Raw genomic sequence first — 10,929 nt, forward strand, 5'->3', positions numbered from 1 at the left:
CTAGATCTCTCTATCTTGATTTTTTTGACGAGGTTAATAGTGCTTTAAGCTTTCAAACTATTCTTTTTTCTAGGTTCAGTTTTTTGCCTTGAGTTCGCGGTTGTTTGAACCGCCTCTCTTCTGGCGCTTTATTAATGTATCAACTCTCCCCAGAGTTGTCAAGCGTTTTGCGAAAATATTTTTGAGTTTGTTTGTAGCCTATACGCACCAACGATTTGAGCTGTTTATTCCCGATCCTGCCTCCGCTGGCTGACTCCTCTTTCCGGGAAGGGATCTTTTTTTTTGCAAGATGGGACTTTTGGGGGGAGTATCTACCGCGCATGGGTAGAATGTCTCTACGTGTAGATGTTCTATATATATGTTCGATCGCCCGCTCATGAAAAAACTTACAGTCCGCCCTAGTGGCTTATTCATTACCTGCGCTTCACTGCTGATCGCTTGCAGTCAGACGAACACTCCCCAAACCTCCACTACAGCATCTCCGGCGAGTTCGCCATCTCCCGGTGCTTCCCCAGAGAGCTCGCCTGGGGGAAGTTCCAACACTATATCTATAGGTATAGGGGTAGCCCAAACTAGCAATGTGGCTTTACTGGGTCAGGAACAGGTGGCTGGGGCGAAAATTGCTGAGAAGTATTTCAACGATAAGGGCGGTGTGGATGGGACGCCGATTAGACTGGTGTTCCAAGATACCGGTGGAGATGAACAAGGAACGATCAATGCCTTCAATACTCTGATCAATCAGGATAAAGTGGTAGGTATTGTGGGGCCTACCCTCTCGCAACAAGCTTTTAGTGCCGATCCGATCGCCGAGCGAGCAAAAGTTCCCGTACTCGGACCCTCCAATACCGCTAAAGGCATTCCCCAGATTGGCGATTATGTGGCCAGAGTCTCCGCGCCTGTGGCTGTGGTAGCACCTAATGCGGTGAAAGCTGCACTGAAGCAAAATCCCAATATTAAGAAAGTAGCCGTGTTTTTTGCTCAGAATGATGCTTTTAGCAAATCTGAGACTGAAACTTTTCAAACTACTGTTAAAGATATGGGACTGGAATTGGCAACAGTCCAAAAATTCTTGACTACTGATACAGATTTCCAATCTCAAGCTACTAACGCAATAAATGTCAACCCCGATTTGATAATTATTTCCGGGTTGGCCGCCGATGGAGGCAATTTAATTAAGCAATTGCGGGAGTTGGGATATAAAGGCGTTATCATTGGAGGCAACGGTCTGAATACTTCTAATGTATTTCCTGTTTGCAAGGCTCTTTGCGATGGGGTTTTGATTGCCCAAGCCTACAGCCCGGAGTACGAAAATGAAGTTAATAAGGCTTTTCGCGATGCTTATCGCGCTCAATTCAAGAAAGAACCGCCTCAGTTTAGCGCTCAGGCTTTTACTGGCGTACAAGTTTTTGTTGAGTCATTAAAGGCAATTAATGCTAAATCTAAGGTTAGCGAAAAGCCGTTGGCCGAGTTGCGTACAAATTTGAATCAGCAGTTGTTGGGTGGTAAGTACGATACGCCTTTGGGGGAAATTTCTTTTACGGCTGAAGGTGAGATTAATCAGAAAGAGTTTTATGTGGCACGGATTAAGATGGAGGCTGATGGCAATAATGGTAAGTTTGATTTTTTGAAATGAGGGGAAAGGGAAGTTGGCAAACTGATTTTGTAACAGATGTAAGGGATATAACAGGCGTCAGGAAGACCGAAGAAGTAAGAGGGAAGAGGGAAAATCGCGGACGTATTTGTTGTTGAATGATTTTGGTGTGATGCTCAACTCTTAACTGTAATGGACTTAACTCTGTTTTTGCAACAATTTTTGAATGGTTTGTCGATCGGCAGCGTGTATGCTATTTTTGCCCTGGGATACACGTTAGTCTTTTCTATTCTGGGAATTATTAATTTTGCTCACGGTACAGTATTTACGTTGGGTGCTTATTTCACCTATGCGCTGATGGGAGGTGCTTTCGGTTTTAATGGGTTGTGGTCTAACGCTCGAATTCCCGTGGATTTGCCTTTTGCTGTGGCGTTAATTTTGGGAAGTGTCATGGCTGGTTTGGTGGGAGTAATTGTTGAAAGAGTGGCTTTTTTGCCTTTGCGCAGACGACATTCTGATTCTCTGCTGACTGTGGTTTCTAGTTTGGGTGTGGCTGTTGCGATCGCCAATATCATCCAATATCTTGTCGGTGCGGAAATTTACACTTTTCCTGCTAACACTTACGGTTATTTACCGCCTGCCATTAACTTCGGTACAGCGGATAAACCAATTCCGATTCGGACTGTTCAAATAGTAATTTTTGCGATATCAGTTGCGATTGTGGCTGTCTTAACTTACTTAATAAATTTTACTAAATTTGGCAAAGCAGTGCAGGCTGTGGCTGAAGATGCGACTACTTCTAGTTTATTGGGGATTGATACTGATAGGTACATTGTGTTGACGTTTTTTGTGAGCAGTTTTCTGGCGGGTTTGGCGGGGAGTTTGGTGGGTTCTAGTGTGAGTATTGCTGGGCCGTATTTTGGTATTGCTTTTGGTTTGAAAGGTTTGGCGGTGATTGTACTTGGTGGGTTGGGGAGTATTCCAGGGGCAGTTTTGGGAGGTTTTATAATTGGTTTGGTGGAAGCTTTTGTGCCTGGTGATTTTTCCGCTTATAAGGATGCTGTTGCTTTTGCTATATTGTTTATTATGCTATTGGTTAGACCGCAGGGTTTGTTTGGACGGCGTTTGATTCAGAAGGTGTAAGATAATTCGGCGATTTAAATCGCTCAAGAGTCAAACTAAGTCTATCTTCAAAAAACTAATAAATAGAGGTGTTTGATTCAGAAGGTGTAAGATAATTCGGCGATTTAAATCTCTTAAGAGTCAAATTGAGTCCCTCTCTAAGAGACTAAGAAATAAAAAAAGTTATGAATGAATTTTTTACTACTTATGGGTTTCTGATTGTCTCGATGTTGCTGGGTGCAATGTTGGGAATGTCGCTGTATTTGCCTTTAATGACTGGACAGTTGTCTCTGGCTAGCCCTGGTTTTTATGCTTTGGGTGGGTATATTGCGGCGATTTTATCTACGACGGTGTTTCAAACCACAGGGGGTTTATTTCCACTGCCTTTGCTGTTATTAGAGATGATAATTGCAGGGTTTGTTTCGGGGTTCCTGGGGATTTTGGTGGGAATTCCGGCGCTGCGGTTGAGTGGGATTTATTTGGCGATCGCCACTATTGCTTTTGTGGAAATTCTGCGGGTTTTATCGCTGAATCTAGATATCACTGGCGGCGCAGTTGGCATTTTTGGGATTCCGCAACCGTTTGCGACGCCGATCGAGTATTTGTGGATTGTACTACCTTTACTGTTGGTAAGTATGGCGATTGTCTATCGGCTGGAACGGATTCGGGTGGGGCGGGCTTTTGCAGCGATCCGCGCTGATGAGTTGGCGGCTGATGCGATCGGCATTAACCCAACTTTTTATAAGGTTCTGGCTTTCACGTTAGGTGCTGTTTTAGCTGGGGTTGTGGGTGCCGTTAGCGCTCATTTCCTCAATACTTGGAACGCCCGTCAAGGTACTTTTGATGCTAGTATTATTTACTTGACTTCTGTGTTGATTGGTGGTAGCAGAACTTTTCTGGGAGCAGTTTTGGGTGGGATGGTGTTTACTGCTTTACCCGAGGTTTTGAGGGGGATAGCAACTATTCAGGGATTGCCGATTTGGTTGGCGCAATTTCTGCGGGATGGGCGGTTAATTGTGTTTGGGTTGTTGATAGTTTTGGGAACGATATTTTTTCCGCAAGGGCTGGTGACGCCGGAGTTGTTGAAGAGGTGGAGGAAGGGCGATCGTACTTCTGTTTAAAAAAGGATGGCCAGCCATCGCCGACCTCAGCAATCATCACTACCGTATCGTTGATGCGGACTTCAGAGTCGATCGGCTTTTCCGATTCATTGGGGAACCGCCTCAGTTCGATCGCTCCCCATACTCAGATGAGAAATGCGATGTTTCTGCTACACCCATTGGTGACAAGTTAAGACTTAATTGCATTTGTCAATCAGTAATATTACTCAAAAAAACTGCTTTTTTAGGAGTGGAAAATTCACGATTTAAGAGGGAGTAGGTATAAATATCACCCTCGGCACGATCGCACGATCGCCCAAATCTCAGTTTTGGGCCCAAAATCCGAGTAAATGTTGAGCATAATTGCTGACTGACAAATGCTTTCTTAGCTTAACTTGTTACCAATGGCTACACCACCGACAACGAAATAGGGCGAAACGCAGTTGTAGCCAACTGGTTTAGATGATGAATTCATGGTTTATGCGGTCTTTTTGGATATTCGATCGCTCTTCTCAATGCGATCGCTAACTTGGACCCATTGAGAAGAGCTTTGTATTGTTTTCACGAAGCAGATAGAAAATGCCTAACCTTGATTGACTGCACTGGGTTCCATGAATACAGTTTCCCAAATGTGGCCATCTAAATCCTGAAAGCCATGACCATACATAAATCCGTAGTCTTTGGGTTCATTGTAGGTAGTTCCGCCAGCAGCAACTGCCTTGCCAATCATTTTATCCACTTCTTCTCGGCTCTCGGAAGACAAGCACACCAGCACTTCTGTACTCTTGGTGGCATCGCAAATTGCGTTGGGTGTAAATTCCTTGAACTTGGCTTCTGTCAATAGCATGACGAAGATGTCTTCGCTCACAACCATACAAGTGGCAGTTTCGTCAGTAAATTCGGCGTTAAAACTGAATCCAAGTTTAGTAAAAAATTCGACAGACCGAGCGAGATTTTTGACGGGTAAATTCACGAAAATTTTAGTAGCCATGTTTTCTCCTTTTTAACTTCGATCGCAAGGTGAAACATTAACGATTTTTCGCTAATGTTTGAATTGAAGGGTAAAGCCTGTGAGCAAACTTGAAAGGGTTAGGTAGCTGGCTGGACATTAATCATCCACGGTGTGCCAAATCGATCGACAAGCATTCCAAAACGGGTAGACCAGAAGGTCTCTTGGAATGGCATCTTTACCGTTCCGTTTTCTGCCAATTTTTGAAAGATCCGCTCCGCTTCGACCAGATAGTCAAATTGAAGATTCACAGAGAATCCCTGTGGTTTTTTAAAGCCATCGGGTGGAGTGTCAGAACCCATCAATACCATTCCACCAACAGTTAAGCTGGCGTGCATGATTCGATCGCGCTGTTCGGAGGGAATTTCCTCAGACATGGGCGCATCCCCATAGGTCATCATCCCGTCGATTTTGCCACCTAAACACTGTTCGTAGAATTTAAATGCAGCTTCGCATTCACCATCAAAAAAGAGATAAATATTCGATTGCATCATGTACTCCTTTGGTTAATAGTCGATCGAGCAATCCATTCACGGGAAATGATGTGACGGCCGGACGAAAAGTTAGGCAGTATTGATGCCCTCAAGAACGCTGGAGTTGTTCTGCCCCCGCCCGAATGCGTTCTTCCTGTTCCCTGAGTTCCGGCGTCAAGGATTCGCCGAAGTCCTCTGCACTAAAGATCGGGCGAATTTCGATCGCGGATTCTCCTGGCATCGGGTTGGGGCAGCGTTTGACCCAGGCGATGGCTTCCTCCATCGACTGCACTTGCCAGATCCAGAATCCGGCAATCAGCTCTTTTGTCTCTGTGAACGGCCCGTCAATCACGCTGCGATTTGTGCCTGAAAACGTCACCCGCGCTCCTTTTGAGCTGGGATGTAGCCCTTCGCCAGCGAGCATAATTCCCGCCTTGACCAATGCTTCGTTGTACTGCCCCATTTCCGTCAGAAGCTGTTCGCTGGGCATGACGCCTGCCTCTGAGTCTTCGGTAGCTTTGATTAGAACCATGACTTTCATCGTGAAATCTCCTTTTGTTTGTGGTTGTTGAGCTGGGCTAAGGTGCGATCGTGAAAACGGCTTGAGACGTTTCTGGATCGAAGGGGACAGAGCAATGCTCGTGCACAATCTGCCATCGGCCCTGTTTCCGCTGGCACGCAGAGGTCATTCGCATCCACATCTGCGCCGCAGGGTGATCTTTTGGCATCCCTGTGAAGTGAAAAAGCCAGTGCGCGATCGCCAAATCACCGCTCACGGTGAGGCTGAGGTCTCGCATCTCAATCCCGAAGGAGTCCGGGAAGCAAGGCAGACACGCCTCCCACGTCCGTCGAAATACATCTGCACCTTTGGTTTGGAACGGCGGTATTGCATCGAAAATAATCACATCTTGGGCGTAGTGCGCCATGATGCCATCGATGTCTTTGGCGCAGATGGCACTGGCCGTATCTGCGATGATTTGTCGAATCTGCGCTTCCTCTTGTGTTTTGGTGGTTTCGGTTGTCACAGTCATCGCGGTATCTCCTTATTGATGTCGATTGGTTTTCCGGGCGCAGATTGAAAACTGCTAACCCTTGCTCTACCATCTAGTCGAATAGAGGTGCGCGCGATCGACAAGTTGAACATTTTTTCTGGAAAAGTTTGTCAGTGCGGATGTGGAACTTTGCGTTGAGCGGTATTGACGGCAACTACTGGTCTGATGGCAAGCCCGACAGTTCCACGATCGGGCGAATTTCAACCGTACCTTTACTGGCGCTTGGTATGCGTGCTGCGATCGAGATCGCTTCGTCAAGATCCTTGGCATCGATCAGAAAGTAGCCGCCGAGTTGTTCGCGCGTCTCCGCAAACGGCCCGTCGGTGACAAGTTTTTTGCCGTCACGCACTCGAATACTGGTTGCTGTGGCGATCGAGTGCAGCGGCGAAGCACCGAAATATTGATTGTTCGCTTGCAGTTCTTGGGTTAGCTGCAAAGACTCTGCGTAGCATTGCTGCCGCTCGCTTTCAGTCCAGGCATTTTCGTCGCTGTAAATCAGCAATATGTATTTCATCGTTACTCCCAAATTCGATCTGAGATAGTCGCCTTCATTTAGTAGTCGTTCGGCGAAGCTGCAAATCGACAGCAAAGCAAAAAATTTTTTCAGCCTAACTCGCGAAGGCGTTTTTCGAGAAAACGACGCTCTGGTTCCTGTTTCACGATCGCCAGCGCCTTTTGGTAGGATTCTCTGGCATCAGCCGTTCTGCCCAGCCGCCGACACAAATCGGCTCGCGCGGAGTGTGCCAGATGGTAGTCTGCCAAATCGCCACGCGCTAATATTTGGTCGATCGATTGCAGTCCCGCTAAGGGGCCATCGCGCATTGCCACTGCCACCGCCCGATTTAAGGCAACAACGGGCGACGGCTCTAATTGCACGAGCAGGTCGTATAAGCCGACAATCTGCGCCCAGTCCGTTGCAGCAGCACTCTTGGCCTCTGAATGCACGGCTGAGATCGCAGCCTGAAGCGTGTACGAACCAAACCGTCCTGATGATAGCGATTGCTGCACCAGTAACCTGCCTTCAGAAATTTGTGCTTGATTCCAGAGCGATCGATCTTGGTCTTCTAGAAGGATGAGGTCGCCTGTAGAGGAAGTGCGTGCGGTGCGCCGCGATTCTTGCAGCAGCATCAGCGCCAGGAGTCCCATCACTTCGGAGTCTGGCAACAGTTCCATTACCAGCCGTCCCAAACGGATCGCTTCGTCAGCGAGATCGGCCCGCGTCAGCGCTGTGCCAGATGAGGCCGCGTACCCTTCGTTAAACACCAGGTAGATCGTTTGAAGCACGGTGTCCAATCGATCGGGCAAATCGGTTTTCGACGGCACTTGATAAGGAATGCGCGCGTCGCGGATTTTCGCCTTGGCCCGCACGATCCGCTGCGCCAACGTGGGGGGAGCAATCAGGAAGGCGCTGGCAATTTCCTCGGTACTGAGTCCGCAGACTTCCCGCAGCGTCAACGCCACCTGAGCTTCTGGCGACAGGGCCGGATGACAGCAAGTGAAAATCAAGCGCAGGCGATCGTCCTCAACGTCCTCGTCATCCTCGATTGTGGTGTCACTCGGATCGAGTTGTTGAGCGAGTTCTGCCAAGTGCGTATCAAAGCGGGCGCGACGGCGGATGGTGTCGATCGCTTTAAAGCGACCCGTAGATACAAGCCACGATCGCGGGTTAGCGGGGATGCCGTCACGGGGCCATTGCGCTACGGCCGCAGCGAAGGCTTCGTGCATCGCCTCTTGGGCGCGATCGAAGTCACCGAGCAAGCGGATCAGGGTGGCTAAAACGCGGCGCGACTCGGATCGGTACACAGCTTCTACCTGCTGACGGATTTGATTGGCTGCTGTCTCATTCATAAACCCTTCACAAAACAAAAATATATTATCGGCCGTGCCGCAGAGTACGATGCTCCCATTGCGCCCGTGCAATTCGCCAATCGACCTCGCTCCAACCGCGATCGGACATCCATGAGGACCCTGGGCGGGTAGCCACCACCTCTGCTCCTATCCACTCGGCCAACCGAGCGATCCGGGTATTTGCACTCACGGTAGACCCGGAGATCGCCTTCAGATCGAGTTCTGTGAACCCAAAGTCGAGCAGCGCACGCCCAACCTCGATCGCGTAGGCATATCGCCCCCAATAGGCTGGTGCTAGTTCTAGACCAAATTCCATCTCGCCAGGTTCAGACAATCTTCCCCGCAGTCCGCAGCAACCGACAAGGGCGTAAGGTTCCTGTCGCTGTACGATCGCCAGTTGGTAATTGAGTCGAGGGCGATCGTCAGCCCATGCCTGAAACATCTCGAATAGGCGTGCGGCCTGGTCGGGACTAGACCGATCTGGTTCGTAAAATGTCTGGTTGCGCGGATCGGCTTGATAGTCCAAGAATGGCGATCGATCGGAATCTACAAAGTCACGCAGCAGAAATCTTTTGGTTACAATCTTTATCATAACTTACACCTTTAATTATGGGCAATTAAACATACATCATATTTTGCCAAATCTTAATAGTTTTGTCACTGCTGCAGCTAGCCAAAAACTCTCCTTCCGGGCTAAAATTAACGGAATAAACTGAGTTAGTATGACCAGCAATATTACAAATTTCTTGACCGTCTTTCACTCGCCAAATCTTGATAGTTTGATTGCTGCTGCTAGCCAGAATCTCGCCATCGGGACTAAAAGCAATAGAATCAACATACCAAGAATGTCCTGTGATAGTTAAAACTTCTTGCCAATCTTTGACCCACCAAATCTTAATAGTATTGTCGTGGCTGCCGCTAGCCAAAAACTCTCCATTGGGACTGAAAGCTATGCAGCGAACGGAGTCTGTATGACCTGTAAGCGTGCGAATTAGCTTCCCATCTTTGACTCGCCAAATTTTGACTGTTCTGTCCCAACTGCAACTAGCAAGAGTTTCTCCATCCGGGCTAAAAGCAACAAAATAAACTAAATTAGTGTGACCCGCAAGCGTGCGAATTTCTTGCCCGTCTTTGACTCGCCAAATTTTGATTGTTTTGTCCCAACTGCAGCTAGCAATAATTTCGCCATCGGGACTGAAAGCTGCGCCGTAAACTGAGTTACTGTGACAGATCATGGTGCGGATTTCTTGTCCGTCTTTCATCCGCCAAAGTTTGACAGTTTTGTCGTGGCTGCTGCTGGCTAGCATCAGTCCGTCCGGGCTGAAAGCTACTGTATAAACCGAGTTAGCGTGTCCTGTGAGAGTGACAATTTCTTGCCCGTCTTCAACTCCCCACAGCTTGATTGTTTTGTCATCGCTGCCGCTGGCTACAACTTCTCCGTTGGGGCTGAAAGCCACAGAGTAAATTAAGTTTTTGTGACCTGTGAGGGTGTGAAGACATTGCCAGTTATAGTTTTGCTGTTGGGGCTGGACAGCAGTTTTTCCTGGTTTAACTAACTTGGAATTTGTTTGAGGAATTGCTAGATCGATCGCAACTTGGGGATTAATTTCTTTTAATACTTCAACAGCCGTTTGATAGCGGCGGTTGGTAGCATTTTCAATCATTTTGTCTAAAACTTTACCGAGTTGTTCACTCACCGGGTTGTTAGCCAAATACTGCCGCCAGATCCAGGCATCTTCACCAGGATCGAACAGGTCAAAAGGGGAAACTTGAGTTAGCAAATACAAACAAGTTACGCCTAAACTGTACAAATCGCTGGTAAAAAATGCTTTGCCTCTAGCTTGTTCGGGGGCGATGTATTCGGGGCTGCCGATGCTGGTTCCTGTTTTGAGTAATGCTGTACCTGTGGCAATTTTTGCGGCGCCAAAGTCTACTAAAACTAATTTTTTGTCGGCGCGGCGGATGATGTTTCCGGGTTTGATGTCTCGGTGAATAACGTTGTGGGAATGGATGAAGTGAAGGACGGGTAATAAGCTATTGAGTAAGTCTTGAATTTGATTTTCTGTAAATGTTCCTTCTGTTTCTACAATTTGTGCTAAATTTTGCCCGTCGATAAATTCTTGGACTACATATTGTCTGCTATCTTGGATGGAATAGGCTAATAGTTCGGGAATTTGAGGGTGTTTGCCCAATTCGTCTAATCGCATTGCTTCTTGTTCAAAAAGTTCGGCTGCTTTTTTGCTGTTGCGATTGCTTGCTGATGGGATGAGTTGGGTTTCTGGGGGTAAAAATTGTTTGATGACGCAGCGAGGTTTTGAGGGTTTGTCTTCGTCAACGGCGAGGAATGTTCTACCAAAACCGCCTTGTCCGATCGCCTTTATAGCCCGGTAGCGATCGCGCAGCAGCAGTTTTGAACGGCAATTTCGGCAAATTTTGGCTGCGGGAGGGTTTTGCGGCTTAGAACAGTTGGGGTTTAGGCAGTAACTCATTCGATTTTAGATTTTAAATTTTAGATTTTAGATTTGGGATTGGGGATTACGGATTTGAGATTTTATGTTTTTGAATATTTGCCCTAGGCAGTAAATATTATAATACCTCTTGCCCGACTCTATAAAATTTATATAACTTATTCTCAGAGGGGTTTTACGCGCTACTTATAGCCCACATTCCGCAGATATTTAAGCAGAGAGAAAGGAAGATAGATTCGGCAACACAAAACCCCCAAACGATTGCT

Annotated in this window: 11 protein-coding genes; 3 read left to right on the top strand and 8 right to left on the bottom strand. The window is 47.3% G+C overall.

Annotated features, from left to right (window positions below; translation table 11 throughout):
• The first annotated feature begins 376 nt into the window (after positions 1–376).
• From QUA53_RS27700 to QUA53_RS27710, 3 genes are all read left to right on the top strand, one after another.
• On the top strand, positions 377–1,633 hold the full coding sequence (locus QUA53_RS27700) for an ABC transporter substrate-binding protein (protein ID WP_333100995.1): 1,257 nt from the start codon (positions 377–379) through the stop codon (positions 1,631–1,633).
• A gap of 150 nt (positions 1,634–1,783) precedes the next feature.
• Positions 1,784–2,734: a branched-chain amino acid ABC transporter permease gene (locus QUA53_RS27705; RefSeq protein WP_333100994.1), complete on the top strand. Its 951-nt coding sequence runs from the start codon at positions 1,784–1,786 to the stop codon at positions 2,732–2,734.
• Between the two features lie 164 nt (positions 2,735–2,898).
• A complete protein-coding gene (locus QUA53_RS27710) occupies positions 2,899–3,834 on the top strand; it encodes a branched-chain amino acid ABC transporter permease (protein WP_333100993.1) in 936 nt (311 codons plus the stop codon).
• A 562-nt stretch (positions 3,835–4,396) separates the two neighbouring features.
• Here QUA53_RS27710 and QUA53_RS27715 read toward each other — a convergent pair.
• The 8 genes from QUA53_RS27715 to QUA53_RS27750 all read right to left on the bottom strand — a co-directional run bounded on the left by QUA53_RS27715 (position 4,397) and on the right by QUA53_RS27750 (position 10,684).
• Positions 4,397–4,804, bottom strand: coding sequence for a VOC family protein (locus QUA53_RS27715; protein WP_333100992.1), 408 nt, complete (start codon positions 4,802–4,804; stop codon positions 4,397–4,399).
• 98 nt (positions 4,805–4,902) lie between these two features.
• Positions 4,903–5,316 carry a VOC family protein gene (locus QUA53_RS27720; RefSeq protein ID WP_333100991.1) on the bottom strand — a complete coding sequence of 138 codons (414 nt, stop codon included), beginning with the start codon at positions 5,314–5,316 and terminating at the stop codon, positions 4,903–4,905.
• A gap of 88 nt (positions 5,317–5,404) precedes the next feature.
• Positions 5,405–5,836, bottom strand: a complete 432-nt coding sequence (locus QUA53_RS27725; RefSeq protein WP_333100989.1) for a YciI family protein — start codon at positions 5,834–5,836, stop codon at positions 5,405–5,407.
• Between the two features lie 37 nt (positions 5,837–5,873).
• Positions 5,874–6,326 (bottom strand): nuclear transport factor 2 family protein, encoded by a 453-nt coding sequence (locus QUA53_RS27730; protein WP_333100987.1) that lies wholly within the window; start codon positions 6,324–6,326, stop codon positions 5,874–5,876.
• 175 nt (positions 6,327–6,501) lie between these two features.
• Positions 6,502–6,861: a YciI family protein gene (locus QUA53_RS27735; protein ID WP_333100986.1), complete on the bottom strand. Its 360-nt coding sequence runs from the start codon at positions 6,859–6,861 to the stop codon at positions 6,502–6,504.
• Between the two features lie 89 nt (positions 6,862–6,950).
• Positions 6,951–8,195 carry an RNA polymerase sigma factor gene (locus QUA53_RS27740; RefSeq protein WP_333100985.1) on the bottom strand — a complete coding sequence of 415 codons (1,245 nt, stop codon included), beginning with the start codon at positions 8,193–8,195 and terminating at the stop codon, positions 6,951–6,953.
• Positions 8,196–8,220: 25 nt separating this feature from the next.
• Positions 8,221–8,787, bottom strand: a complete 567-nt coding sequence (locus QUA53_RS27745) for a GNAT family N-acetyltransferase (RefSeq protein ID WP_333100983.1) — start codon at positions 8,785–8,787, stop codon at positions 8,221–8,223.
• 25 nt (positions 8,788–8,812) lie between these two features.
• Positions 8,813–10,684, bottom strand: a complete 1,872-nt coding sequence (locus QUA53_RS27750) for a serine/threonine-protein kinase (RefSeq protein ID WP_333100982.1) — start codon at positions 10,682–10,684, stop codon at positions 8,813–8,815.
• Positions 10,685–10,929: the final 245 nt, after the last annotated feature.

It is taken from the genome of Microcoleus sp. Pol12B3 (assembly GCF_036701355.1).
Taxonomy (GTDB): Bacteria; Cyanobacteriota; Cyanobacteriia; order Cyanobacteriales; family Microcoleaceae; genus Microcoleus.

Coding starts and splice junctions, on each gene's coding strand:
- QUA53_RS27725 (WP_333100989.1), bottom strand. CDS start 5,836: ATGAAAGTCATGGTTCTAATCAAAGCTACCGAAGACTCAGAGGCAGGC.
- QUA53_RS27700 (WP_333100995.1), top strand. CDS start 377: ATGAAAAAACTTACAGTCCGCCCTAGTGGCTTATTCATTACCTGCGCT.
- QUA53_RS27705 (WP_333100994.1), top strand. CDS start 1,784: ATGGACTTAACTCTGTTTTTGCAACAATTTTTGAATGGTTTGTCGATC.
- QUA53_RS27745 (WP_333100983.1), bottom strand. CDS start 8,787: ATGATAAAGATTGTAACCAAAAGATTTCTGCTGCGTGACTTTGTAGAT.
- QUA53_RS27740 (WP_333100985.1), bottom strand. CDS start 8,195: ATGAATGAGACAGCAGCCAATCAAATCCGTCAGCAGGTAGAAGCTGTG.
- QUA53_RS27710 (WP_333100993.1), top strand. CDS start 2,899: ATGAATGAATTTTTTACTACTTATGGGTTTCTGATTGTCTCGATGTTG.
- QUA53_RS27720 (WP_333100991.1), bottom strand. CDS start 5,316: ATGATGCAATCGAATATTTATCTCTTTTTTGATGGTGAATGCGAAGCT.
- QUA53_RS27735 (WP_333100986.1), bottom strand. CDS start 6,861: ATGAAATACATATTGCTGATTTACAGCGACGAAAATGCCTGGACTGAA.
- QUA53_RS27750 (WP_333100982.1), bottom strand. CDS start 10,684: ATGAGTTACTGCCTAAACCCCAACTGTTCTAAGCCGCAAAACCCTCCC.
- QUA53_RS27715 (WP_333100992.1), bottom strand. CDS start 4,804: ATGGCTACTAAAATTTTCGTGAATTTACCCGTCAAAAATCTCGCTCGG.
- QUA53_RS27730 (WP_333100987.1), bottom strand. CDS start 6,326: ATGACTGTGACAACCGAAACCACCAAAACACAAGAGGAAGCGCAGATT.